This window comes from Pseudomonas sp. 21LCFQ02 (genome assembly GCF_024129895.2).
In the GTDB taxonomy this organism is placed as follows: Bacteria; Pseudomonadota; Gammaproteobacteria; order Pseudomonadales; family Pseudomonadaceae; genus Aquipseudomonas.
Genome location: NZ_CM178749.1, coordinates 3,011,231 through 3,035,222, shown reverse-complemented (window position 1 = coordinate 3,035,222; position 23,992 = coordinate 3,011,231). Strand labels below are relative to the sequence as shown.

Genomic DNA, 23,992 nt, shown 5'->3' with positions numbered 1-23,992 from the left:
AGGCGCCCAACACCGGCACTACAGCGCAACTGTAGACGTAGTCCAGCGATTGTGGGATCGCTCCACCATGCGCTTTTTTCCAATTTACGGAGTTCTCCGTGCCAATCAAAACTGAGTACTCCAAACGCGAACTCACTCGATTGAGCAGAGAATCTGCTTCCAAAGCTAAAATTGACCAGCGATACGGTAAGCGCTCTCAATGTGGTCGGTGGTGAGTACATTTGCCATAGTCTCTGTCCCTGCTTGATCTTGGCCTACGTGAATCCAGCCCTCTCCTACTGGCAAAGCCCGCGGTTGGGCGGGCTGGTGGTGCAATGGATTTCCCGTTCTGTCTTCAGTGACGTACTGGTGCCGGTACACCGCCCAATTGTGCAGACAATGACTCAATGGTGTCGACCACCCCCTGCAGCGACTTCAATGCCCTTTCCTTGGCCTCGGCATAGGCCGGACTGTTCTCACCAACGGAAAGCTCAACTGCGATCTGCGTAGCTTCTATGTTTGCACGCATTTGGGCGATGCTCTGGCGCCACTTCGTCTAGGAATTCGTCACTCATTAAGGGTTATCCAATAACTTAGGGTGCAGCTGATCGCTTTCCCCAGCTGAGGGCCGGGGCTTGGTTTGCGTCAGGCCACCCAACGCCAAAAATTCCAATGAACAAACAAAAGCCGGCGTTAGCCGGCTTTTGGAGAGCAATGCTCATCTTCACGGGGTGCGTGACCGCGATTTAGCGACCACGCTTGAGATCTGTGTAGGAGGCTTCGCTTGCGCGGCCGCCACTGCGATCTGGCTGTAGCAAGGGTGCATGATACCCAGTTTCGGAGAAGGAGACTGAGGTGAGAGCCCGGGTGCAGCCATGAACCATTCGTCGTTGAAGGGGAGCTGTGCTCTCCTAGACGTATCGAACTTTGTAGAACGATCAAGCCCGCTGACGCTAAAGCCAGGATCCGAAGAAGAAATCAGGAATTCACCTGGGTACAGCGTTTGAGTCTTCTGCGATGTGCCGAAGCAGACCATGATCTCGTGCGTGGTTGGCGAGACCCGTACCACGAGCGCAGGCCTTTCTTTTGGACCTGGCACACCGGGCAAGTACGGAAACCTGCACAGCACGATGTCCCCAATAACAGGGAGGGGATGAAACGGTTTTTGAACTCCTACCGAAAGTAGTGATTGAGAAGTGTTAGCATTTGTCATTGTCTAGAATAGCCTCTGAGTAAATAGCTCCTCCGGGGTATCCGTTGCAGGGCTTGCAGCAAGGATCGCCTCGTACTGAGCGTCGGTTAGTGGTCCATCGTCTTCCTCGTATCGAGGTAGCCAGCGATTAGCGAGCTCTCGCAGTGCGAGGTGGACGACTTCGGTTCGGTTCAGGCCGGTCTGCGACATCAGCATCTCAACGGTTGAAATGCTCACACCAGAAGGCGTGTCTTGGGGGCGTAACCGCACCAGAAATGTTTCAGCTTTTTCGGCGTGTGCCATGGGTGTCTCCTGGGTACTAATGAAGAAAGCGCCTCCCGCCATGATGGACAGGTTTAGTTGCCTCTCTTCGGAATTATGAGTGTCTGCGTTATCAGTCTGACCGTCGGTGTTTCAAGGTAAGGTTGACGGGCCTTGGTGACTGAAACGGCCGAGTCTTGGCTAGCTAGGTCATCGGAAAATCCTCCTATCTGTGGTTTGTGATATGGATTATATATCACAAGATAATTTTTGTCAACATATCATTGACACTAGGCATTCAAGTATGTTTGCTAAGCTCAGTGGATGGTAGCAGCGAGCATCGCATTAGTCAGCACATCCTGCTCTGGAGAGCGAAAGCCCCCTTCTCTACTGCCGCTGCCCAGCTCGGTGGCTGGGCTTAGACATCCTGGGCGGCAACCCTTCGTGATGTCAGCCCGCAAGTACACCTCGGACTTGATTGCGCCGCTGGGATACACCACGTCTGCGACTTCCAGCAAGGCCAGCTCGGTGACGCGGATGCCTGTTGTATGGGTTAACCACAATAAGGCCACATCGCGCTCTGGTAGACGACCAGTAACTGATGCAACGCGGATTAGGTGCTTGAACTGACTTGGGCGAAGGGATGTTGCGCGGCGGATGAGTGCAGTCATGGGAGTCTCTGTCAGGATTGGTGACGAATCGCGGACGATCCTGAGAGAGTGGGCAGCGGACCTCCTGAATAGCTTACAGGCCCACGTGCCGTGGTGTTCACGGAAAATGCCAAGCTCCCCCTTCCCCGCTGCCGCTTTGCTTGCCAGGCTTTGGCCGATCTATGGGTTCAGTAGTCACCCTCAGGCCAGTCGCGGTAGCTCTTCCAAACCTTGTGACGGCGCACCAGCTAGGTCACCACCAGAGCATTGAATAGCAGCCCGTCGGCCGCATGCGGATTACGGATAAAAAAGCCCCCCGGTCTGAGAACGGGAGGCTTTGTATATGGTGGAGAACCACTTTCAGTGCTCCGATGTACTGTTTGTAGGCACAGCATAAGCCGTTGGTTGCAGATGTAGACCTATTCGTAATGGAAACGGCAAGCAATGGTAGTCAGAGTACCTCCTTCATAGAGGTAAACCAGACGGTGCTCACGCGTGATTCGACGCGACCAGAAGCCTGACAAATTACCCTTCAGCGGCTCTGGCTTCCCAGTTCCTGAAAACGGCGTTCTGAGAGTCTCTTCGATCAGCCCTCTGAGAGTAGTCAGAGTGGTCGCTCAGTACCCTCGGCTATCTGAATGGGCCGCTCCAGGGCAGAGGAAAGGTCGTCAGTATGATGCGACACGACAGACCGGGTCGGCGGCGGTAGCCGGCGCACCGCTAAATTTCACTGCGCGCCGCGCTAATTACCTGCATGTAAAGGGGTGGTATTAGTCAATTCCCCACTTGCGCGGTTGCGGATGAAGGGCGCGCATCACAGCCTGTTCAAGGCCCTTGCGCGCATGGTCGTACTTGCGAGCATCGGCCGCGTACAGCTTACGCAGCGGCAGCAGCATCGTCTCCAGGTCGTTGATCTTCTTGGCGTCGGCCTCCAGCACTGGCTACCAGTGCGGGTGAACATTGACAGCTGAAATTTGTAGTCGATGCTGCCAAAAGTCAAAAGTTTGTGTGGGCTTAGGAGGTGGAGTGGCGCGGGGTGGTGGGCATTCTTAGCCAGCAAAAACCGATGGATTCAGGGCCAGGTACGCGGAGCTGAGTCTCCCCGTACATGCTGAGTGATTGACACAGCAGCAAATGACTTGCAAGGCCGTACACAAGCGGTCATAGACCATAGTGATGTCATTCTGACTCAATATCAGGAGATCTTCGATTTTTGCTTTCCCATTGATGCGAGAGCCAGCATCAAGCAAAAAAGCGCGCCTCACACACGCTATGGAGCGCTCGATGTCTTTGCTTCGTTGGTTCACACGGCCGACCCCAGCGCCAGCCGAGCCACCCCGGCCTACTGATCTTCACCGCCCTGCACCGACAGCAGATCTTCTGAAGCTCCCACGCCGCCAGCAGCTTCTCGAAAACATATGGCGGCGAGCCTCCGTATCCCGGGATCAGTTCAATCAATTGTACCAAGCGCCCCTGAACCGCTTCGCGGAGCTGGTCCAGCTTCTACCCGCCTCTGCCAACCACCACCACTCGCACCTCGGTGGGATGCTTGACCACGGGCTGGAGATCGTTGCTTATGCGTTAAAGATCCGGCAAACCTATCTGCTGCCGATCGGCGCACCTCCCGAGTCGCAAGCCGCACAGACGGAAGCCTGGTCTGCTGCAGCGGCCTACGGAGCCTTGATCCATGACTTGGGCAAGATCGCGGTAGACGTTGAGGTCGAACTGCAGGATGGCAAACGCTGGCACCCTTGGCATGGCCCTATCACCCAGCCCTATCGCTTCCGCTACGTCAAAGGCCGTGAGTATCAGTTACATGGGGCTGCCTCAGCACTGATCTACTCGCAGATCCTGGACGCGAAGATCCTGGACTGGCTCAGCGGCTTTCCTGAATTGTGGCGGCTACTGATCTATCTGCTGGCCGGCCAGTATGAGCATGCCGGCATTCTGGGCGAGATCGTCGTCAAGGCCGACCAAGCGTCAGTGGCACAGGACCTCGGCGGTAATCCGGAGCGAGCGCTGGCGGCTCCGAAGCAATCGCTCGCCCGGCAATTGGGCGAGGGCCTGCGCTACTTGGTTCGCGAAAAATTCAAACTGAACCAACTCGATGGGCCTTCAGATGGCTGGTACGCGTCCGATGCTGTATGGCTGGTGAGCAAGCCAGCAGCTGATCAATTGCGTGCCTATCTCCTGACCCAGGGTATTGAGAATGTCCCCAGCTCGAATGCCCCCTTTTTCAACATGCTGCAGGACCAGGCCGTCATCCAGACTAATCGCCAGGACAAGGCCGTCTGGAAAGTGACTGTCGATAATGGGAGTGGCTGGAAGAACACATTCACTCTGCTGAAGATCACACCTGCTCTGATTTGGCCTAACGCCGCAGATCGCCCACAACCCTATTCAGGGTCACTGGTGATAGAGGAACTGGCCGCTGGTGCAGTTGAGGCTACCAGCTCGGCTCCTGAGACGGTTACTGCAGTACCAAACGATCCACTTGACGCCCTGACGTCTTACATTGCGCCTACGACAGACGTCGATCAGCAACCTTTAGTTACTGATGCGTCAAAAAAACTTGATGAGGAAAGAGACGAATTACTGGCGCTTTTAGGTAATATCAATGAGCCACTACCAGCAGTAATTCCTCCCACCCAAGAAATGCCGCCCTCTCCCAGCCAAGCTCATGACAGCGATGCTTTGGCTGTGGCTGACATGGCCGCCGATTCAAGCACTCCGGACGTTGAAGTCATCTCACCCATGCCTAACCAGAACCCAGCTCAAGAACTCGGGCAAGCTTTTATCACCTGGCTGCACTCAGGTATCGCTACGCATCGCATCATCATCAATGACGCCAAAGCGCTGGTCCACACAGTAGACGGCACAGCGATGCTGGTCACACCTGGGATTTTTAAACGTTTTGTTTTGGAATACCCAACACTGGAACAGGCTGCCAAAGCTAAAGAACTGAATGCCTGGCAGATGGTGCAGAAAGCCTTTGAGAAGAAAAAATTGCATCGCAAAACTGATAAGCATCTGAACATCTGGACATTCAACGTCTCAGGTCCTCGCAAGACAAAGCAACTCCGGGGCTATCTCCTGGATGATCCCAAAGTGGTGTTTGCCGAAATCCCGTTCGACAACCCATGTATATCGCTGGAACAAATCGAGGTCATCCAATGACCCCGAAGGAACTGTCAGACGAGTACGTCCACGACCACGATTTGCGTGACGCAAGCCAGAAAATATATCGAGCATCCACAAATGCCCTGGCACGTCACTTCGGCGCTGAAGTGACCGTAGAAACGATTGACCGACGTGCAGTGCTTTCCTGGCGTAATCAGATTCTGGAAGATGGACTGTCCAAGCGCAGCTGGAACACGTACTCGTCGCATCTTCGAACAATGTATTCGTATGCGATTGAGCATGGGTTGATGCCCCAAATCACTGCGAATCCGTTCAAGAAAACTGCTGTGCAACCACCGAAGCGCAAGAGCAAAACGGTAGAGCGCGACGCCATTGGCAAGGCACGAGACTGGCTCAGATATCTGGTCGAGGTCGAACAGCATACCCGGCGGCGCACCACCATCACACCCGCTTGGTTTTGGCTGACTGTATTCGAGGTCTTTTATTACACCGGCATCCGGCTCAACGCTCTGCTCTGTATCCGGGTGGAGGACGTTGACTTGGAAAACGGCTTGATTCTAGTGTGCGGTGACACTGAAAAGACTCATCGCGAGTACCAGGTGCCGATCACCGAAGGACTGGAACCGCTGCTGCAGACACTACTGAACAAAGCCAAGCGCGCCGGCTTCAAGCGCCGTGATCAGTTGTTCAACGTCAATCGCTTCTCGAAACACTACAGAGGCGAAGTGATGAACCTGGACCAGATTGAAGGCATGTACAAAAAGCTGACCAAAACCACTGGCGTTCGCATGACCCCACACCGGTTTCGTCATACGCTTGCCACCGATCTAATGAAGCAACCCGATCGCAACATACATCTGACCAAGAGCCTGCTGAACCACTCCAACCTGGCAACAACCATGAGCTACATCGAAGCCGATTACGACCACATGCGTGATGTCATGCATGAACGAAGCTTGGCTCAGGGTGCCTTGAATCGGGTAGCCAGAGTTGATGACACAGGAGCTCCGAAGCGCCTCCAGAAACAGACAACCGACGATTGGCCTGTTGAGACACAAGGCATACCTGGCAGCCAGCCGCCGAGCCATGTCTCTTTCGGGGCAGGCACTATGGCCCCTTCATTCGCCCCGCTGGAGCCATCCATCGAATCTGCAACGATGCAGTTCCAGCACAACGCATTGTTTACGCTGATGAGCAGCCAGCTACGCGCACTGTCCAGACGCGAAGGGGCTGAGCGCAGCAGCCGCGCGTTAGCGGCGCGCTTCACTACCTAGCCAAGCCGGAGCGGTTTAATCCCTCCTTCCAGTCCAGCGCCACCGGCGCTGCGACTGCACTCGCCTGCAAGATTGCTGCTCGACTGAATCGTCAGAAAACGAGCCTTGCTCGCCATGCTTTTGACGCCAAAACGAAAAAACCCACCGTAAAAGGTGGGTTATCTCATATTGACATTACTCAGAGCGAAGCCTAAGGTTCGCTCCAGACGGTTGCATGACCTGACTTCCTGATATGAAAGCCCCGACCATATTTGTTGCCGCCTGAAAAAGGTGGTGGGTCGTGTAGGATTCGAACCTACGACCAATTGGTTAAAAGCCAACTGCTCTACCAACTGAGCTAACGACCCGTTGGATGGCGCGTATATTACTGATTTTTCACAGTAATTCAACACCTTCCGATAAAAAAATTAAAAATAATTGGTTGGGTCATTCACACCGGCCGCAGCGAAGCCTTCTGCACGCAGGCGGCAGCTATCGCATTTACGGCAGGCACGGCCCTGATCATCAGCCTGATAGCAGGAAACCGTCAGCGCATAATCCACACCAAGTTCCGTCCCCGCCTTGATGATGTCAGCCTTGCTCAAGTTTTGCAGCGGCGCACGGATGGTAAAGCCTTGCCCTTCTACACCGGCTTTGGTCGCCAGGTTGGCCAGGCGCTCGAAGGCTTCGACGAACTCGGGGCGGCAGTCGGGGTAGCCGGAGTAATCCACCGCGTTGACGCCGATGAAGATGTCCCGCGCCTCCAGCACCTCGGCCCAGCCCAGCGCCAGCGACAGGAACACGGTGTTTCGCGCCGGCACATAGGTAACCGGGATACCTTCGGTGGGCGCCTCGGGCACATCAATGCTGCTGTCAGTCAGGGCCGAGCCGCCCATGCCGTCCAGATTCAGACCGATAACCTTGTGCTCGATGGCACCCAGGTCTTTCGCCACACGTGCAGCTGCATCGAGCTCGGCGCGATGGCGTTGGCCATAATCAAAGCTCATGGTGTAACAGGCGTAACCTTCGGCGCGAGCCATAGCCACAACCGTGGCCGAATCCAGGCCGCCAGACAGCAGGATGACCGCTTTCTTGTCACTCATTGCTTTCTCCTCTCAACGCCCGGGCTCATCGTCCCAAAGCAGCTTGTGCAATTGCATCTGCATACGCACCGGCAGATTATCTGCGACGATCCAGTCCGCCAGATCACGCGCTTTCAACTGATGGTGACTGGCCGAGAACAGGACTTCGCTCACTCGCTGATCAAGCCGGTACTGAATCAGCTTGGACACCGCCCAGTCGTAGTCTTCCCGAGAGCAGAGCACAAACTTGACCTGATCATTAGGCGTCAGCAACTCGATGTTCTCGTAGCGGTTACGCGAGACTTCCATCGAGCCCGGGGTCTTGAGATCCACAACACGACTGACACGGGTGTCGACTGCCGAGATATCAAGCGCCCCACTGGTTTCCAGAGAGACGTCATAGCCAGCATCACACAGGCGCTTGAGCAGCGCGATCGCATTGGGCTGGGCCAGAGGCTCACCGCCGGTCACGCATACATAGCGCGGTCGCCAGGTTGCAACCTGTTCGACAATGGCGTCCAGCGTCATGATGGTGCCGCCGCTGAACGCATAGGCGCTGTCGCAGTACTGGCAGCGCAGCGGGCAACCGGTCAACCGCACAAATACAGTGGGCAGCCCGGACGTGCGGGTTTCACCCTGCAACGAGTGAAAAACTTCGGTGATACGTAATGTGTCTTGCATGAGAGCCACGGGCGTAACAGCTAAACAGGCCGTCCGCCTCCGTCAGGCACTTCAGGGCACCGCGCAATCACGCAATGCCATGAAGCGAAACTAATGATGACCGATATTTCGGGTGGGCGATTCTAACGAAAAAAGCCGCGACAGGCGCGGCTTTTCTGGACAACTGTCAGCTTTGGCTCAAAGACGCTGAAGGTCACGCTGCGCCAATTGAGCAGCGGAAGTACCCGGATACTGGGCTACAACCTGCTGCAAAATACCTTTGACCTTGTCGGTATGCCCCAGGCGACGCTCGACATCTGCCAGCTTGTAAAGCGAATCGGGCACTTTACCGTGCTTGGGGTACAGCTGACTTACCTTGGCAAATGCCTGACCGGCACCTTGCAGGTCACCCTTGGCCAGGTTTACCTCACCCAGCCAGTATTGAGCGTTGCCCGCGTAAGTGCTGTTGGGGTATTTACGCAGGAATGCGGCAAGTGCCTGACTGGCCTTGTCGAAATCCTTGGCTTTGACCAGATCCAGGGAAGCGTCGTAGTAGAGCTTCTCCTTGGCCGGGTCTGGCGGCTCGGTGCCAGCCGCCGGAGCCTGGGCTGCCGGGGCCGATGGTGTACCGCTGGCGTCGATTGCGCCGCCAGCCGGTTGGGAATTATTGTTCGCAGCAGCAGAAGCGCCACTGACGATACGCTGGTCCAGGTCCTGATAACGCTCCAGAGCTTCCTGCTTCATGCGCTGGATGTCATTCTGCTGAACTTCGACGATACCGCGCAAACGCGATATTTCTTCCTGCATCTGTTGCAGCTGCATGAACAGCTGACCCTGCGCCGAAGGCGCGGCCGAAGCCTCGCCTCCGACGTAGGCGCCGGACGTGCCATAACCCGCTGGCGGATAACTGCTGCCAGAGCCAGAATTGTCACCGACTACAGGAACCGCACCCCATGCAGTAAGCGGCAGGGTGAGGGCCAGAACGGTTAGAGCACGACGGCAAGTCATATCGAATTACTTACGCAGTTCGACGCGACGGTTCTGAGCCCACGATTGCTCGTCGTTGCCGGTAGCAACTGGACGCTCTTCACCGTAGGAAACCAGCTCCAGCTGAGCTGGGGACACGCCCTGCAGAACCAGGTAGCGTTGAACGGCTTTCGCACGACGCTCGCCCAGTGCCAGGTTGTATTCACGAGTGCCGCGCTCGTCGGTGTTACCTTCCAGAACGACGCGAGCGCCGTTGGCTTTCAGGTCCTTGGCGTGAACGTCCAGCGCGCGCAGGGCTTCTTGCTTCAGGTCCGAGCTGTCGTATTCGAAGTAGAAGGTGGTGATTGCGCGCAGAGCAGCTTCTTCGCTCAGGCTGCCGTCGACAGCACCAGAGTTGGCGCCGTAACCAGCGTTAGGATCAACTGCACCACCAGCGCCGGCATTGTCGCCGCCTTTGGAGGAACAACCTACAGCTACGGCCATGGCCAGAGCCAGCGCAGCAAACTTACCAAACTTCAGCATTTCCATCTTGAAACTCCTAATGAACCCCAGTGTGTTAAGCAAAAACTTGTGTAGCGCCGCGTCAGTTCAGGTAAGGGGACCAGGAAGGTTCTCTGACTTCGCCTTGAGCGGTAGGAAGCGGGAGCCTTACGCGTCCGTTAAGGGACACGAGCATCAAGACTCCCCGGCCCTGCTGGCGGGTGGCGTAGATTACCATGGTGCCGTTGGGCGCAACAGTAGGTGACTCATCAAGGTTGCTATCTGTAAGGATTTTTACACTTCCGCGGGCCAGATCCTGAGCCGCAACCTTGAAATTGGTGAAGCCTTCCTGGCGATGGATCATTACCAGGGTCTTTTCGTCAGCCGACAGTTTCGGATTGGCATTGTAGTTGCCCACGAACGTTACGCGAGTGGCACCACCACCATTAATGCTGGTTTTGTAGATCTGCGGTTTGCCGCCACGGTCGGACGTGAAGTAGATGGTCGAGCCATCCTTACCGAAGAACGGTTCGGTATCGATCGAAGAATCGTTGGTGACTCGGCTCAGCTGACGGCTGGCCAGGTTGATCACGTAGATCTCCGGGTTACCGTCCTTGGACAGCACGAACGCCAGTTTGCTGCCATCCGGCGACCAGGCTGGTGCACCGTTCAGGCCTTCGAAGTTGGTGATCTGCTCACGGCGACCGGTATCGATATGCTGTACAAAAATACGCGGACGCTTCTGCTCGAACGAGACGTAAGCGATGCGTTTGCCATCCGGCGCAAAGCGTGGCGAAAGGATCGGCTCACGCGATTGCAGCAGGGTCACTGCACGTGCGCCATCGTAGTCGGAACGCTGCAAGGTGTAGCGAGTGTTGGTTTCGGAGAAACGCTCGGCAGTCACGTACAGCATACGGGTCGAGAACGCACCTTTAATACCTGTCAGCTTCTCGAACGACTGGTCGGAAATAAAGTGCGACATGTCGCGCAATTGATCAGTAGTCCCCGACACACTGCCAGTCAGCACTTGCTGCTCGGTAGCGACGTTGAACAGGGCGTACTGCACTTGCAGGCGACCACCAGCGGGCACGATGTTACCCACCATGACGTATTGGGCGCCCAGCGCTTTCCAGTCACGGAAGATCACTTCGCTGGCCTGGGCCGGCAGACTGATCATGTTCTGCTTCGGAATCGGCGAGTAGTAACCCGAGTTACGCAGGTCATTGCCGATGATTTCAGCCATGTCATCTGGCAGGACGTTACCGCCCTGCCAGCCGAATGGCACGACCGCAATCGGCGTGGCGCGGTCACTGCCACTGGTAACCAGAATGTTCTTCTCTTCTGCGTTGGCCATCCCGGCCACACAGCAGAGAACGACGAGCAGTCCTCTAAAAAGCTTGATCACAGGGCTAGATCTCCTGGAGTAAATGTCATCTTGAATGAGCGATAGGGCGCGAACTCAGCCGGCTTCAGACCCTGCATTTCTGTCAAACGCCCAATGTTCCTGACTGCAGCAACAGCAGAGCTGTCAAACGGCCCGTCACCACTGGACTTGGCAACTGTTACCGAAGAAATCGTCCCGTCGGGCAACATCTTGATCTGCAACTGTACAGACATGTTGTTGCGGGCAGACGGCGGACGACTCCAGCCTTCAGACGCGCGCAACCTGATCAGATCGTCGAAACTACCGGCAACCTGATCGCCCACCTCGTCGGCCAATGCCTGCTGTCGCTCCGGCTTGTCGGAAAGCAAGTCAGCCAGCGCCTGCGCTTTCTTGTCTTCGGCAGCCTTGCGTGCAGCTTCCTGAGCCTTCTTGGCAGCAGCATCTGCAGCAGCCTTTTTCTTGGCGTCTTCAGCGGCTTTCTTTTTCGCGTCCTCGGCAGCCTGCTTCTTGGCATCTTCGGCGGCCTGTTTCTTGGCCTCGTCCGCTGCCTTCTTCTTGGCTTCCTCGGCAGCTGCCTTCTTGGCATCTTCCTCGGCTTTTTTCTTCGCTTCTTCTTCAGCTTTTTTCTTGGCTATATCAGCCTGCTGTTTCTCTTCGGCCTTTTTCGCTTCGGCCGCTTTCTTGGCTTCATCAGCCGCCTTGCGCGCCTCTTCGGCTTTCTGTTCGGCAGCTTTCTGTTCAGCCGCCTTCTTGGCTTCTTCGGCGGCAGCAGCTTTCTGTTCTTCGGCTTTTTGAGCCTCATCGGCTTTCTTTTGTTCCGCCGCTTTTACAGCTTCCTGCTTCTGCTGCTCGATCTTTTTCTGTTCCAACTGCTCGACTTCAGTCTGCCGTGCAGCGGTTCTTTTCGCCTCGCCAGCGATCTTCTGGTTAGTCTGGGTGGTTGCCTGACTCTTGGACTTGAGCTGATACAGCGTAGCCTGAACCACAGGCTTGGCTTCAGGCAGCTCAGGGGTCATGGCAAAACTGACAAAGAGCATGCCGAAAATCAGGATATGCAGGGCCACCGCCCAGACACTGGGCCAGAAGTAGCTTTCCGAGGCGGATGGCTCTCGAATTGGCTGCATCAGGGGGCCTCAGTAATCAGGCCGACATTGGCAATACCGGCTTTCTGCAGTCCACCCATGGTGACCATGACCGAACCGTAGTCCACCGCCTTGTCACCACGGATAAAGACCTGGGTCTGCTTGCCGGCATCACGCCCGGCCGCAATGATCTTGGTCACTGCACTGGTCAGCTGGGGCAAGGTCATCGCCTTGTCCATCTGCTTGTCGGTATCGACCTCGCTGCCCACATTCCAGTAATAGGTTTTGTCAGCCTTGATTGAAATGGTCAGGACCTGGTTGTTGTTGTCCTGCGGCAGGCTCTCACTGGAAACCTTGGGCAGGTCGACCTTGACGCCCTGGTTGATCATGGGCGCGGTGACCATGAAAATGACCAGCAGTACCAGCATCACGTCGATGTAAGGCACCACGTTCATTTCGGCGACCGGCCGGCGTTTGTTGCGACGATCTCGAGCGATCAAAGCCATGGGGAATTACCTGCTCACTCTTCGCTGGTGTGCACTTTACGGTGCAGGATGGCCTGGAACTCGTCGGCAAAGGTGTAGTAACGGCCGATCAGAGTCTCGGTGCGCGCGGCGAAACGGTTGTAAGCCATAACGGCCGGGATGGCTGCAAACAGGCCGATGGCCGTTGCAATCAGAGCCTCGGCAATACCTGGCGCTACGGTGGCCAGTGTCGCTTGCTGGGCGGTGGCCAGACCCCGGAAGGAGTTCATGATCCCCCACACAGTACCGAACAGACCAATATAAGGACTGGTCGAGCCGACGGTTGCCAGAAACGGCAGGCCGGTTTCGAGCTTTTCTTCTTCGCGGGAAATGGCCACGCGCATCGCACGCGCTACGCCTTCCATCACCGCATCCGGGTCAACGCCCGGTTGCTGACGCAGACGGGAGAACTCCTTGAAGCCGGCACGGAAGATCTGCTCCACACCCGAATCCGGATCAGGGTTGCTGCCAGCCTGACGATACAGCTTGGACAGATCGATGCCCGACCAGAACCGCTCCTCGAAACTTTCCAGCGCACGCCGGCCGGCCCTGATCATGTTACTGCGCTGAAAAATCATTACCCATGAGGCAACCGAGGCAGCCACCAGGCTCAGCATGACCAACTGCACGACAATGCTGGCATTGCTGACCAAACTCCACATGGAGGTATGGTCGACGACGTTAGCAGCTTCCACGTTCTATCTCCTGCTCTGAATCTGAAGGTAAGCCCGCGCCACTGTGCTGCAAGGCAAAAGCCGCACGCAGCGTTTCTGGAATGGCCCGGGGTCTGAAACTATCGGCGCTGACACACGCCACCAGGAACTGCCCCTCGCAGAGCAGCGTTGCATCGGCCACTCGCGTGACCTGCTGGCGAAAACGCAGGCTGGCGCGGTTGAGTTCGATAACTTGCGCGGTGACCAACAGTTCGTCGTCCAGCCGCGCCGGCTTGTGGTAACGCGCCTCACTGGAATGCACGACAAACAACAGGTTCTCATCGGCCAGCGTGGACTGGTTGAACCCCAGTTGCCGCAGCTGCTCGGTGCGAGCCCGTTCCATGAATTTCAGGTAATTGACGTAGTAGACGACGCCGCCGGCATCGGTGTCTTCGTAATAGACGCGACAGCGATGTGCGAACGACTGAACCCCGTTTTGCGCGCGCATACTCTAGTGCTTACTCCTCGGGTTGCCAATCGGATGTAGCAACTGTTTTTCAAGGTTTGGCCCGCTAACGCAAGGCGCCTGCCCGAGAACAGCAATCCACCAGCTTGCAGCGCAGGCCAGTGCCGCTCCAGAGCCATTAGTCGGCATTATCATCTACAGGTTCCCCGGTAGCTGGCATTTCGCCCATTCGTGACGGAATATTCAGCCCGAAATGCAAATACGCATGGCGAGTGACGACTCGGCCCCGAGGGGTACGCATGATATACCCCTGCTGGATCAGGTAGGGCTCAAGTACATCTTCAATGGTATGGCGCTCTTCACTGATCGCGGCCGCAAGACTGTCGACCCCCACCGGACCACCGTCGAATTTCTCAATCATGGCCAGCAGCAAGCGGCGGTCCTGATGATCAAAACCATGCTCATCGACATCCAGCAGGTTCAAGGCCTGGTCCGCCGCCTGCCGAGTGATCTGGCCATTGCCGCGCACCTGCGCGAAATCGCGTACCCGGCGCAGCAGACGGTTGGCGATTCGCGGCGTACCGCGCGCCCGGCGGGCGATCTCAAAGGCGCCCTCAGGCTCGATGACCAGCCCGAGGATATTGGCCGAGCGCGCGACAATGGTCGACAGGTCGGCAATGTTGTAGAACTCCAGACGCTGCACGATTCCGAAGCGATCACGCAGTGGATTGGTCAGCATGCCGGCACGGGTGGTGGCACCAACCAGGGTGAAAGGCGGCAGGTCCAGCTTGATCGAACGGGCTGCCGGCCCCTCGCCAATCATGATGTCGAGCTGGAAGTCTTCCATCGCCGGATACAGCACTTCTTCGACAATCGGCGAAAGCCGGTGGATCTCGTCGATAAACAGTACATCGTTAGGTTCGAGGCTGGTCAGGATCGCTGCCAGGTCGCCAGGCCGCTCCAGCACCGGTCCGGAGGTACTCTTGATCGAGACCGCCATCTCCTGAGCAATGATATTGGCCAGCGTGGTCTTGCCAAGGCCGGGCGGACCGAAGATCAGGGTGTGGTCGAGGGACTCACTGCGCCCTCGCGCGGCCTGAATGAACAGCTCCATCTGCTCGCGCACGGTGGGCTGGCCAATGTAGTCGGCCAGGCTCAGCGGGCGAATGGCGCGGTCGAACTGCTCGTCCCGGTCGCGCCCCCCGCTGGCAGTTATCAGGCGATCGGCTTCTATCACTTACGCCATCCCCTTCAACGCACGACGAATGAGTTCGGCACTGTTCAAATTCTTTTCCTTGATCGCGGAAACGGCTTTGCTCGCTTCCTGAGGTTTGTAGCCCAGGGATATCAGCGCACTCATCGCATCGGACTCGGCACTGGCCACTGGCTCAAGCGCTTCGGGCCCATTGGAAACCAGGGTAAAGGCACCCGGCAAGACCTCCCAGGCCTTGAAGCGGTCCTTGAGCTCGACCAGCAGACGCTCGGCGGTTTTTTTGCCGACCCCCGGTATACGGGTCAGTGCCGAAGTGTCCTGGGCCTGAACACAACGCACCAGCTCATCGACATCCAGCCCCGACATGAGCGCCAAGGCCAGCTTGGGGCCTACACCGTTGAGCCGTATAAGCTCGCGAAACAGCTCACGCTCGCGCTTTTCGAAAAAGCCATACAGCAGGTGCGCGTCTTCACGCACCACCAGATGAGTGTGCAAGGTCACGGTCTCACCGGCATGAGGCAGCCGATAAAGCGTACTCATTGGCACCTCCAGCTCGTAGCCGACACCATTGACATCCAGCAGCAGATGCGGAGGCTGTTTCTCGATCAGGGCACCGCGTAAACGTCCTATCACCTGTCAAATCCTGTATTGCCTGTCGCCCAGGCGAAAAATGGACATAAAGCTTGCCGCAGGCAAGTGAAAAAATGCGAGCGAATGCTGCAATCAGAGCCGCAAGCGCCCGCCCCGACTGCGTGCAGCCCCCAGGCCATGAGCTATCAGGCTTGAACGGGTATGGGCATGACACAAGGCGATTGCCAAGGCATCGGAAGCGTCAATCTGCGGCTTGCTGGTCAACTTGAGCAGATGCATGACCATGATCATGACCTGTTCTTTGTTAGCCCCGCCGGTACCCGCCACTGCCTGCTTGACCTGAGTCGCCGTGTACTCGGCAATTTCCAGGCTCTCTTCGGCACCGGCCACAATCGCCGCTCCGCGCGCCTGCCCCAGCTTGAGCGCAGAATCGGCATTGCGCGCCATAAACACCTTCTCGATGCCCATGGTGACCGGCTCATAAGTACGAATCACCTCTCGCACACCGCGATAGACGATTTGCAGGCGCTCGTGCAATTGCCCCTCACCGGTACGGATGCAACCGGAGGCCACATAGATGCAACCACGGCCGGTATCGCGCACAACGCCATAACCGGTAATCCGGGAGCCTGGGTCGATACCTAAAATAAGAGTCATAACGCTTGCTGTCCGATCACGCTATCGATACCGCATAAAACAGAAACCGAAGGTGCACAGCGCGGCCGGAGCCGTCACTGCGCGCCTTCGGCGCTCTGGTGTTATCAGGATCAGCCGAGCTGTTCCATGATCTCGTCAGGGATTTCCGCGTTCGAATAGACGTTCTGCACGTCGTCGAGGTCTTCAAGCATGTCGATCAGCTTGAGAACCTTCTGTGCATTGTCCAGGTCCAGCACCGCACTGGTGCTTGGCAACAGCACGATTTCCGCATCACTACCCTTGAAGCCAGCAGCCTCCAGCGCATTACGCACCGCATAGAAACCGGCAAAAGAAGTAAACACATCGAAAGAGCCATCAGGATTACTGACCACGTCGTCAGCATCGGCTTCCATCGCCGCTTCCATCAGGGCATCTTCTTCGACACCGGCAGCGAAAGAAATCTGCCCCTTGCGATCAAACAGGTACGCAACCGAGCCGTCCGTGCCCAGATTGCCGCCACATTTGCTGAAAGCATGGCGCACTGCAGCAGCGGTACGGTTGCGGTTATCGGTCATGGCCTCGACCATGATCGCCACACCGCCAGGACCATAGCCTTCGTAGCTCAGTTCGACTACATCATCACCATCGACGGCGCCGACACCACGTGCCACGGCGCGATCAATGGTGTCGCGAGTCATGTTGGCACCCAGAGCCTTGTCCAGCGCCAGGCGCAAACGTGGGTTGGAAGCCGGGTCGCCGCCACCGGCACGGGCAGCGACAGTCAGCTCACGAATCCACTTGGTGAAGATCTTGCCTTTTTTGGCATCCTGACGCTCTTTGCGGTGCTTGATATTCGCCCACTTGGAATGACCTGCCATTTATTGCTCCGGTATCTCTCAGAAACACGATCGCCTCTCGCCCACACAAGGCGGGCGAAAGGCGCAATTGCATGACCTTGGCGCAAACTGCAAGGCGCGATCAAACGCCCTGCACTGCCTTATTCGGCTTTCTGTTGCTCGCGCAGGCGGATGTGCAGCTCACGCAGGGCTTTGGCATCCACCACACCCGGAGCCTGGGTCATGACGTCTGCAGCACTCTGGGTTTTCGGGAACGCGATGACTTCACGGATGGACTGGGCGCCGGTCATCAGCATCACCAGGCGATCCAGACCGAAGGCCAGACCACCGTGCGGTGGAGCACCGTACTTCAGTGCATCAAGCAGGAAGCCGAACTTCTCTTGCTGCTCGTCTTCGGCAATGCCCAGCAAACGGAATACCGCCTGTTGCATTTCCTTGCGGTGAATACGAATGGAACCACCACCGAGCTCAGTACCGTTGAGCACCATGTCGTAGGCACGCGACAACGCGGCACCCGGATTGGCTTCCAGCTCTTCAGGGCTGCACTTTGGCGCCGTGAACGGGTGATGCAGCGCCGAGAACGAACCGTCATCGTTCTCTTCGAACATCGGGAAGTCGACAACCCACATCGGCGCCCATTCACAGGTGTGCAGATTCAGATCGTTACCAAGCTTGATCCGCAGCGCGCCAAGAGCTTCGCTGACAACCTTGAACTTGTCGGCACCGAAGAACACGATATCGCCATCGACCGCGCCCACACGATCAAGGATCACATTGAGGTTAGCTTCAGGAATGAACTTGACGATCGGCGACTGCAGCCCCTCGACACCCTTGGCGCGCTCGTTGACCTTGATGTAAGCCAGCCCCTTGGCGCCGTAGATACCGACGAACTTGGTGTAATCATCGATCTGGCTACGCGGCATGTTCGCCGCACCCGGAACGCGCAGCGCGGCAACACGCCCTTTCGGATCGTTGGCCGGACCGCTGAACACCTTGAAGTCGACCGCATTGAGCTGATCGGCAACGTCGACCAGTTCCAGCGGAATGCGCAAGTCAGGCTTGTCCGAACCGTAACGGCGCATGGCCTCTTCGAAAGGCATGTGCGGGAACTCGCCGAACTCGACGCCCAGCACTTCCTTGAACAGTTGACGAACCATTGTCTCGGTCAGACCAATGATGTCTTCTTCGTTCAAAAAGCTGGTTTCGATGTCGATCTGGGTGAATTCAGGCTGACGATCGGCACGCAGGTCTTCATCGCGGAAGCACTTGGCGATCTGGTAGTAACGATCAAAGCCCGCCACCATCAGCAGTTGCTTGAACAGCTGTGGCGACTGCGGCAGAGCGAAGAAACTGCCGGGGTGGGTACGGCTTGGCACCAGGTAGTCGCGAGCACCTTCCGGCGTAGCGCGCGTCAAGATCGGCGTCTCGACGTCCAGGAAGCCGTTGTCGTCCAGGTAACGACGGATGCTGCTGGTGATGCGCGAGCGCAGCCGTAGCTTCTCTGCCATTTCCGGGCGACGCAGGTCGATGAAACGATACCGCAGGCGGGTCTCTTCACCGACATCGGAGAATTCGTTGAGCGGGAACGGCGGCGTTTCCGACTCGTTCAGCACTTCCAGCTCATAGCCAAGGATTTCAATGGCGCCGGAAGCGATATTGGTGTTGGCAGCACCGGCCGGGCGGGCGCGCACCTTGCCAACGATCTTGACGACGAACTCGCTGCGGACCCGGTCGGCTGCGGCGAAGGTCTCGGCGCGATCAGGATCGAAGACCACTTGGGCCATACCTTCACGGTCACGGATATCGAGGAAGATCACTCCCCCGTGGTCACGACGACGATGGACCCATCCGCAAAGGGTAACTTCCTGACCTTCCAGACTCTCGTTCAGTTGGCCGCAATAGTGGCTGCGCATCATGATGGTGTATTCACTTCCCGTAATTCGAAATTCAGTGGAGGCTTCGTCCTCCCTGGCGTGGACCCAATAGTGCAAGAGCCTGGACGTGCAGTTCAAGCGGATCCGCCCACGCGCAGGCGTGCCAGTGGCAGACGGGGCAGTATATAGAGTTAATCGCAGCGTTGCAGCCGCACGCCCCGCGAATTACGGACAGCAGAACGGGGCTGCCCGAAGGCAGCCCCGCAGAATAGAGAGCCAGGGATACTCAAAGCCGGACTTGCGCCTTGAGCAGATGGGCTACGCACACGACCCGAATCAGACCACTGAAATTCTTGACCCCACCGTAACGCAGATGAACCTCCCGATCGATATTCGACAGCACGGCATTGATTGAACAGTTGTTCGACCGAGCAATCGTCGACAGGACATTCCAGTAGACATTTTCAAGCCGCAGGCAAGTCGCCAGGCCATTGAGCCTGACCGACTTGGAATGGGGCTGGGCCAGCGCCATGCTGAACCCTTCTATAAAGGGATCTTCGGACACCGCACCCAAGCCTCCTGGCTCACCGACCTCACGTTCAACATCTCGAACCATGATAATCATCACCTCTGAACAAGCATCTAAACGAACCTGAGAGAAACATTTAAAAATAAACAAATGCCTCGCTATAAAGCCCGAAACGAGAACGCTTATCCAGCAGGTCTGGCAAGCAAACCATGTAGGACATAACCACTACAACGCGAGGAATAGTCAATTCAACCGCGCTTACAGCAACAACTAACGGAGCGGGTAATAAATATATATAGAAGCCCCCAGGGATTCTGTCAGTGAGTGGCACCGAAGCGCCACTCACCGGAGAACTCAGCGGGTTTCGAGCATCGAGCGCAGCATCCATGCTGTCTTTTCATGCACCTGCATACGCTGGGTCAGCAGGTCTGCGGTCGGCTCATCACTGACCTTGTCGAGCAGCGGAAAAATGCTCCGCGCAGTGCGGACCACGGCCTCTTGCCCCTGAACCAGGCTGCGGATCATGTCCTCGGCATGCGGCACACCCTCTTCTTCCTTGATGGAAGACAGGCGCGCGTAGGTCGAGTAGGTGCCCGGCGCCGGAAAACCAAGCGCACGAATACGCTCAGCGATGGAGTCCACTGCCAGGGCCAGTTCGTTGTATTGCTCTTCGAACATCAGGTGCAGCGTGCGAAACATTGGCCCGCTGACGTTCCAGTGAAAGTTGTGCGTCTTGAGGTACAACACATAAGTATCCGCCAACAGATGGGAAAGTCCGTCAACGATCGACTTGCGATCCTCTTCACTGATGCCGATATCGATTGCCATGCTGCATATCCTTTTAGCGACGATGAAAATTCAACAGGCATTACTTTAGCAAGAGATGCCCTGCGAAGCAGCCCTATCGAGACCATAGAAAACCTTGATACGCCGCGGCCCTGAGAACACTGCAACCGCACAAGGGTTCCACCGGACCAACGGCAACCGGCTCACCTGAGCACTGATTTGAGTAGGTCAAGGCTTTGCTGTTAAATACACAGCCCGTGTATCACGCCTTCCTTATTTTTGAAGCGTACCGGGCGTTACCCGCTATTTCCTCGTGATCCATCCTGATGTGAGTTTTTTGACATGTTGAAAATCGTCCACCTGGTAACGGGAACAGCAGCCTTGCTGCTGTCACTCATACCCAGCCTGCGCAATGAAGCATTATTGTCCTACCTGCCACAGCCCGATGCGTTGTACCTGGCATTCTTCGGCCTGCTCAATCTGTTGATCGCACCGGTCATTCCCCACTGGAAAAAGGGCCCGCGCCGCAGCCTGCAAACCCTGGCCAGCATTCTGCTGGTCCTGGCAGTCGTCGCCCAGATCCTGGTCTTGCTGGTGCCACTGCCAAGCGTCGCCGGTCAGCCCGCCGTCGTGCTCGGGCTGGCAATCACCTTTTGCGCGATCATCCTGCATCTGGGCACCACCCTGCACAAGCGCTCCCCCACACCGGTGCCGCAAAGCCATGAACTTGGCCAGCGCGATACCGGCACGGTGAAGTGGTTCAACTCTTCAAAGGGCTTCGGTTTTATTTCCAGAGACTCAGGCGATGACATCTTCGTCCACTTCCGTGCGATTCGCGGAGAAGGTCACCGCGTCCTGGTCGAAGGCCAGCGTGTAGAGTTCTCGGTCATGAATCGTGACAAGGGCCTGCAGGCAGAAGATGTGGTAGCTGCCGCGCCACGCCGCTAATACCTGGCAACATGAAAAAAGCCGCGTGATACGCGGCTTTTTTCATTTAGTAATGAGGCGGTGGAGCCTCATCATCCAGACCATCGACCCGATGGCTCATTTCTTCCTGGCGCCTGGCGAGCAGCAAAAACTGCTGCTGCAAACGTTCCACGATTCGCTGCTGGCCTACCAGCTCATCATTGAGCGCCTGAATAGTATCGTCCTGAAATGCCAGCCTGCTCTCAAGCTCGGTGATCCGCGCCTCAAGGCTCATACGCTCGACTCCAGCCTGAAATCCTCTGGCAGCACAGGCCGCAGACGCTCAATCAGTGCAGCAACCTGCCTTGGCTCATAAGGCAGCGCCGTCAGCTTGCCCCATACCGGAGCAGGCCACGCCCCATCATCGCGCTTGCGCACGATCACATGCATATGTAACTGGCTGACGACGTTACCCAAAGTGGCAACGTTAAGCTTGTCGGCATTGAAGGTATCTTTAAGGATGGCCGCCAGAGCGGTGGTTTCCCGCCATAACTGCGCCTGGTCATCGGCATCGAGTTCAAAAACCTCGCTGATACCTGCGCGACGCGGCACCAGAATAAACCAGGGATAGCGAGCATCGTTGCTAAGCAGCAAGCGGCATAGAGGAAAATCCCCCAATGGCAGAGTGTCTTGCTGCAAACGTGAATCCAGAGCGAACACCATACGACTCCTGACGGGAGAACAAAAACATCACACAAGGCTGGCAGGATAACAAAAACCCGACACGACCGGCTCGCTCTCAACCCGGCGTGCAGAAACGCCAGCCCCGGCTAAGCTGTCGAGTCAGTCAAAGGACCGCTCGCCGCGTCTTCAGCACGATGAACCAGATTCTGACACTCGCACATGCAAACGCACCAAAACGAATCAAGAATGTGTATCTGGCATACCTCAATACCAGGATCTACCCAGAACCGGCGGCGTCCGGTAACACTTTTTGTCACGCCTGGCCGGATGGGCAGCGGCAAGCAAGAATGACGAGGCCACCGCTAAAAAATGGATTTTTTCCTTAATAAACAAGAATTTATTAACAAGTCAGAATGTAAAACCTGTGATTTTCACAAATTTTTTTCATTTTCTGGGAGTTTGAGCACGCTTGTTGCTTTAACACTCGCACGCCAATTTTGAGCTCAGCCGGCGGCACCCTGTACTTGGCAAGCATCTTGCTCAAGACAAAATAGAGAAAATAAAGTTCTTGTAAAAAAGCGACATTTTAAGCGACATACGTATCCTTTTCGACGACATTGACGTATACAGCATTTGCACCCTGACCGGCACAAACCAAAAATAGCCGGCATAACAAGAAAGAGCCGCCCCTAAAAAAAATACAGATGGGGCAGCGAAAACTTCTAAACCAAAGGAGCAATCACGATGAGAGTGATGAAGTGGAGCGCAATCGCACTGGCCGTTGCGGCGGCAGCCAGCACCCAACTGGCATCGGCTGCGCCGTTTGTCAGCGACCAAGCCGAAGCCAAGGGCTTCGTTGAAGGCAGTTCGCTGAACCTGAAAGCACGCAACTACTACTACAACCGCGACAAGAAAGCTGGCGCAGTTGACGACAAAGACTGGACTCAGGGTTTCTGGGGTATCTACAACTCCGGCTACACTCAAGGCACTGTCGGTGTCGGTGTTGACGCCTTTGGTTACCTCGGCTTCAACCTCGACGGCAGCGACAAGTACTCCGGCTCCGGCAACCTGCAGACCGACAGTCAAGGCCGCAACTCCGACAGCTTCGGCAAAGCCGGTGCCGCCGCCAAATTCCGCATTTCCAAAACCGAGCTGAAAATCGGCGACATGCAGCCTAGCAGCCCGGTATTCGCAGTTGGCGGCTCTCGCCTGCTGCCACAGACCGCCACCGGTATCAGCCTGCAAAGCAGCGAAATCAAGGGCCTGGATCTGGAAGCCGGTCACTTCACTTCGACCACCAGCCAGGATGAAACCAACCGTAGCGGCGAAATCTTCGCCAACTACGCTGGCGTGAGCGCCAAATCTGCCGATTTCGTCGGCGGCAAGTACTCGATTACCGACAACCTCGGTGTAGCCCTGTACGGCGCCAAGCTTGAAGACATCTGGAACCAGTACTACGCCAACGTGAACTACGCCCTGCCACTGGGCGGCGATCAGTCCTTGGCATTCGACGCCAACCTGTATCGCACCGTTGACGAAGGCTCGGCCAAGGCCGGCTCGATCAGCAACACGGCCTTCTCCGGCTCGGTCGCTTACTCGTTCATGGCAGCTCACACCCTGACTGTAGCCCTGCAGAAAATCAACGGTGACACACCGTTCGACTACATCGGCACCGGCAACAACAACCGTGGCGGCGACTCGATCTTCCTCAACAACTCGATCCAGTACTCCGACTTCAACGGCCCGAACGAGAAATCTGCCCAGATCCGCTACGATCTGAACATGGCACCTTACGGGGTTCCAGGCCTGAGCTTCATGACCCGCTACATCAAAGGCTGGGACATCGACGGCAGCAACGCTCCAACCAATGGCCCTTACGGCTATTACGGCGCAGACGGCAAACACCACGAAACCAACTTCGAAGCCAAATACGTACTGCAGTCCGGCCCGGCCAAGGATCTGTCGTTCCGTATCCGTCAAGCATGGCACCGCGCCAATGCTGACCAGGGCGAAGGTGATGTTAACGAGTTCCGCCTGATCGTCGACTACCCGATCTCGATTCTGTAACCAGAATCCTGCACCGTGTAGCACTGGAAGCCCGGCGATTGCCGGGCTTCTTCTT

At 56.6% G+C, this 23,992-nt stretch carries 24 protein-coding genes, 1 tRNA gene and 2 pseudogenes; 4 read left to right on the top strand and 23 right to left on the bottom strand.

The annotated features are described in order from the left end of the window. Positions 1-1,195: 1,195 nt before the first annotated feature. From NJC40_RS13535 to NJC40_RS13520, 4 genes and pseudogenes are all read right to left on the bottom strand, one after another. Complete coding sequence (locus tag NJC40_RS13535) at positions 1,196-1,474, bottom strand: hypothetical protein (RefSeq protein ID WP_253138853.1); 279 nt, start codon at positions 1,472-1,474, stop codon at positions 1,196-1,198. 386 nt (positions 1,475-1,860) lie between these two features. After that, positions 1,861-2,103 (bottom strand): annotated as a pseudogene (locus tag NJC40_RS13530) (site-specific integrase); the annotation flags it as partial. A 398-nt stretch (positions 2,104-2,501) separates the two neighbouring features. Next, positions 2,502-2,672, bottom strand: a pseudogene (locus NJC40_RS13525) (Txe/YoeB family addiction module toxin); the annotation flags it as partial. A 180-nt stretch (positions 2,673-2,852) separates the two neighbouring features. Further along, positions 2,853-3,020 carry a hypothetical protein gene (locus tag NJC40_RS13520; protein ID WP_253138856.1) on the bottom strand — a complete coding sequence of 56 codons (168 nt, stop codon included), beginning with the start codon at positions 3,018-3,020 and terminating at the stop codon, positions 2,853-2,855. A gap of 334 nt (positions 3,021-3,354) precedes the next feature. On the opposite strand from NJC40_RS13520, the gene mobH reads away from it, so the two are divergent. Together mobH and NJC40_RS13510 are read left to right on the top strand one after the other, a co-directional pair. Then, positions 3,355-5,259, top strand: a complete 1,905-nt coding sequence (gene mobH, locus NJC40_RS13515; RefSeq protein ID WP_492180533.1) for a MobH family relaxase — start codon at positions 3,355-3,357, stop codon at positions 5,257-5,259. Then, on the top strand, positions 5,256-6,497 hold the full coding sequence (locus NJC40_RS13510) for a site-specific integrase (RefSeq protein ID WP_253138862.1): 1,242 nt from the start codon (positions 5,256-5,258) through the stop codon (positions 6,495-6,497). The genes mobH and NJC40_RS13510 overlap by 4 nt, the downstream gene beginning before the upstream one ends. A 271-nt stretch (positions 6,498-6,768) precedes the next feature. Here NJC40_RS13510 and NJC40_RS13505 read toward each other — a convergent pair. The 17 genes from NJC40_RS13505 to NJC40_RS13425 all read right to left on the bottom strand — a co-directional run bounded on the left by NJC40_RS13505 (position 6,769) and on the right by NJC40_RS13425 (position 20,322). Next, a tRNA-Lys gene (locus NJC40_RS13505) sits at positions 6,769-6,844 on the bottom strand. 60 nt (positions 6,845-6,904) lie between these two features. Then, the gene (gene queC / locus NJC40_RS13500; protein ID WP_253115182.1) at positions 6,905-7,579 is read right to left on the bottom strand and encodes a 7-cyano-7-deazaguanine synthase QueC; all 675 of its coding nucleotides are present in this window, start codon (positions 7,577-7,579) and stop codon (positions 6,905-6,907) included. 12 nt (positions 7,580-7,591) lie between these two features. Beyond that, positions 7,592-8,239 carry a 7-carboxy-7-deazaguanine synthase QueE gene (gene queE, locus NJC40_RS13495; protein WP_045488972.1) on the bottom strand — a complete coding sequence of 216 codons (648 nt, stop codon included), beginning with the start codon at positions 8,237-8,239 and terminating at the stop codon, positions 7,592-7,594. 177 nt (positions 8,240-8,416) lie between these two features. Further along, positions 8,417-9,226, bottom strand: coding sequence for a tol-pal system protein YbgF (ybgF, locus tag NJC40_RS13490; RefSeq protein WP_045488970.1), 810 nt, complete (start codon positions 9,224-9,226; stop codon positions 8,417-8,419). Between the two features lie 6 nt (positions 9,227-9,232). Then, the gene (gene pal, locus NJC40_RS13485; RefSeq protein WP_045488968.1) at positions 9,233-9,733 is read right to left on the bottom strand and encodes a peptidoglycan-associated lipoprotein Pal; all 501 of its coding nucleotides are present in this window, start codon (positions 9,731-9,733) and stop codon (positions 9,233-9,235) included. A gap of 55 nt (positions 9,734-9,788) precedes the next feature. Next, positions 9,789-11,039: a Tol-Pal system beta propeller repeat protein TolB gene (tolB, locus tag NJC40_RS13480; RefSeq protein WP_231906435.1), complete on the bottom strand. Its 1,251-nt coding sequence runs from the start codon at positions 11,037-11,039 to the stop codon at positions 9,789-9,791. 47 nt (positions 11,040-11,086) lie between these two features. Further along, complete coding sequence (tolA, locus tag NJC40_RS13475; RefSeq protein WP_045488965.1) at positions 11,087-12,193, bottom strand: cell envelope integrity protein TolA; 1,107 nt, start codon at positions 12,191-12,193, stop codon at positions 11,087-11,089. Further along, positions 12,193-12,657: a protein TolR gene (tolR, locus tag NJC40_RS13470; protein WP_045488962.1), complete on the bottom strand. Its 465-nt coding sequence runs from the start codon at positions 12,655-12,657 to the stop codon at positions 12,193-12,195. The genes tolA and tolR overlap by 1 nt, the downstream gene beginning before the upstream one ends. A 14-nt stretch (positions 12,658-12,671) precedes the next feature. Further along, a complete protein-coding gene (gene tolQ, locus NJC40_RS13465; RefSeq protein WP_045494459.1) occupies positions 12,672-13,337 on the bottom strand; it encodes a protein TolQ in 666 nt (221 codons plus the stop codon). Between the two features lie 19 nt (positions 13,338-13,356). Further along, positions 13,357-13,836: a tol-pal system-associated acyl-CoA thioesterase gene (gene ybgC, locus NJC40_RS13460; RefSeq protein ID WP_045488960.1), complete on the bottom strand. Its 480-nt coding sequence runs from the start codon at positions 13,834-13,836 to the stop codon at positions 13,357-13,359. Positions 13,837-13,972: 136 nt separating this feature from the next. Continuing rightward, positions 13,973-15,031, bottom strand: coding sequence for a Holliday junction branch migration DNA helicase RuvB (gene ruvB, locus NJC40_RS13455; protein WP_045488957.1), 1,059 nt, complete (start codon positions 15,029-15,031; stop codon positions 13,973-13,975). Continuing rightward, positions 15,032-15,640: a Holliday junction branch migration protein RuvA gene (gene ruvA, locus NJC40_RS13450; RefSeq protein ID WP_045488954.1), complete on the bottom strand. Its 609-nt coding sequence runs from the start codon at positions 15,638-15,640 to the stop codon at positions 15,032-15,034. It abuts the gene before it with no gap. A gap of 90 nt (positions 15,641-15,730) precedes the next feature. Then, positions 15,731-16,255 (bottom strand): crossover junction endodeoxyribonuclease RuvC, encoded by a 525-nt coding sequence (ruvC, locus tag NJC40_RS13445; RefSeq protein ID WP_045488951.1) that lies wholly within the window; start codon positions 16,253-16,255, stop codon positions 15,731-15,733. Between the two features lie 110 nt (positions 16,256-16,365). Continuing rightward, on the bottom strand, positions 16,366-17,112 hold the full coding sequence (locus NJC40_RS13440) for a YebC/PmpR family DNA-binding transcriptional regulator (RefSeq protein ID WP_045488949.1): 747 nt from the start codon (positions 17,110-17,112) through the stop codon (positions 16,366-16,368). 119 nt (positions 17,113-17,231) lie between these two features. Next, positions 17,232-19,007: an aspartate--tRNA ligase gene (gene aspS, locus NJC40_RS13435; protein WP_045488948.1), complete on the bottom strand. Its 1,776-nt coding sequence runs from the start codon at positions 19,005-19,007 to the stop codon at positions 17,232-17,234. Positions 19,008-19,251: 244 nt separating this feature from the next. Next, positions 19,252-19,587, bottom strand: a complete 336-nt coding sequence (locus NJC40_RS13430) for a ribbon-helix-helix domain-containing protein (protein ID WP_045494457.1) — start codon at positions 19,585-19,587, stop codon at positions 19,252-19,254. A 261-nt stretch (positions 19,588-19,848) separates the two neighbouring features. Beyond that, positions 19,849-20,322 (bottom strand): Dps family protein, encoded by a 474-nt coding sequence (locus NJC40_RS13425; protein WP_045488947.1) that lies wholly within the window; start codon positions 20,320-20,322, stop codon positions 19,849-19,851. A 300-nt stretch (positions 20,323-20,622) separates the two neighbouring features. Between NJC40_RS13425 and NJC40_RS13420 the strand changes: the two genes are divergently transcribed. Continuing rightward, the gene (locus NJC40_RS13420; protein ID WP_045488945.1) at positions 20,623-21,228 is read left to right on the top strand and encodes a cold-shock protein; all 606 of its coding nucleotides are present in this window, start codon (positions 20,623-20,625) and stop codon (positions 21,226-21,228) included. A gap of 46 nt (positions 21,229-21,274) precedes the next feature. Here the strand turns inward: NJC40_RS13420 and NJC40_RS13415 are convergent, their stop codons facing one another. Together NJC40_RS13415 and NJC40_RS13410 are read right to left on the bottom strand one after the other, a co-directional pair. Beyond that, positions 21,275-21,481, bottom strand: coding sequence for a SlyX family protein (locus tag NJC40_RS13415; protein ID WP_045488941.1), 207 nt, complete (start codon positions 21,479-21,481; stop codon positions 21,275-21,277). Then, entirely contained in the window at positions 21,478-21,906 is a 429-nt protein-coding gene (locus tag NJC40_RS13410; protein WP_045494454.1) for an HIT family protein, read from the bottom strand. The genes NJC40_RS13415 and NJC40_RS13410 overlap by 4 nt, the downstream gene beginning before the upstream one ends. Before the next feature lie 708 nt (positions 21,907-22,614). On the opposite strand from NJC40_RS13410, the gene NJC40_RS13405 reads away from it, so the two are divergent. Further along, entirely contained in the window at positions 22,615-23,937 is a 1,323-nt protein-coding gene (locus NJC40_RS13405; protein WP_045488938.1) for an OprD family porin, read from the top strand. Positions 23,938-23,992: the final 55 nt, after the last annotated feature.